Origin of the sequence: Acinetobacter stercoris, from assembly GCF_900323515.1 — a bacterium.
Lineage (GTDB): Bacteria > Pseudomonadota > Gammaproteobacteria > Pseudomonadales > Moraxellaceae > Acinetobacter > Acinetobacter stercoris.
Window position 1 is genome coordinate 1 of the sequence record NZ_OOGT01000441.1, and the last position, 757, is coordinate 757.

At 28.7% G+C, this 757-nt stretch carries 1 pseudogene; it reads right to left on the reverse strand.

Annotated elements, in window-relative coordinates:
• Positions 1 to 152: 152 nt before the first annotated feature.
• Positions 153 to 757 (reverse strand): annotated as a pseudogene (locus KPC_RS20120) (poly alpha-glucosyltransferase); the annotation flags it as partial.

Below are 757 nucleotides of genomic sequence, written 5' to 3' on the forward strand. Positions count from 1 at the left end.
AGATTAAACTTAGATGTAATAAAGTCAGGAGTAATATTTAAATATTCATCAAAAAGAATTGCCCTTTTAAATGAGGATCTTTCAATTCCTGTCAATTTATGACCAAAATCAATATTACAAAAATATATTTTAGATTTTGACATCTCAACTCCTCACATATAGTAATTCAAATAAGCTACATAACCTGAAAGATTATGTTCTTGATCATCTATACGTGTACGGAAACGGTCATGCCTTACATAAAATGCATTTAATATTTTGTCTGGACGAGCCATATACATTGCAATTTCTGGATAAAAATACCCACTAGAACGCTGAAATTCTACTCTTAATTCAATTAATTCTTTTAAGCTTTCAAATTCTGATTTTTGATATAATTCATCCAGCCCCTGTTCTTTTAATCGCACAACCATTTTGTATGCTGCCATCATCATTTCCAAAAACGTTGCATAGGCTGTTTTACGATTTTTTATAAACTTCATATGCTGAACATAATTATTTATACCAAATTCAAAGTATTCTTTTTCAGGGCATATTTTTGTCAGCTCATTGGTACAGTAGCTTAACCAGTGGTCATGATATTTATCATAATTTTTATTAATAAAATGTTTAAACATAAGTTTAACAGTATCTAATAAGATCTGGTTATGATTAAACTGATAAAGTCTTAATAAACCTAACTCCGCTTCTCCATCATAATATACAATACTAAATTTCTCTTTTACATCTAATGATGGATAGTTTAATTCATGGGTTG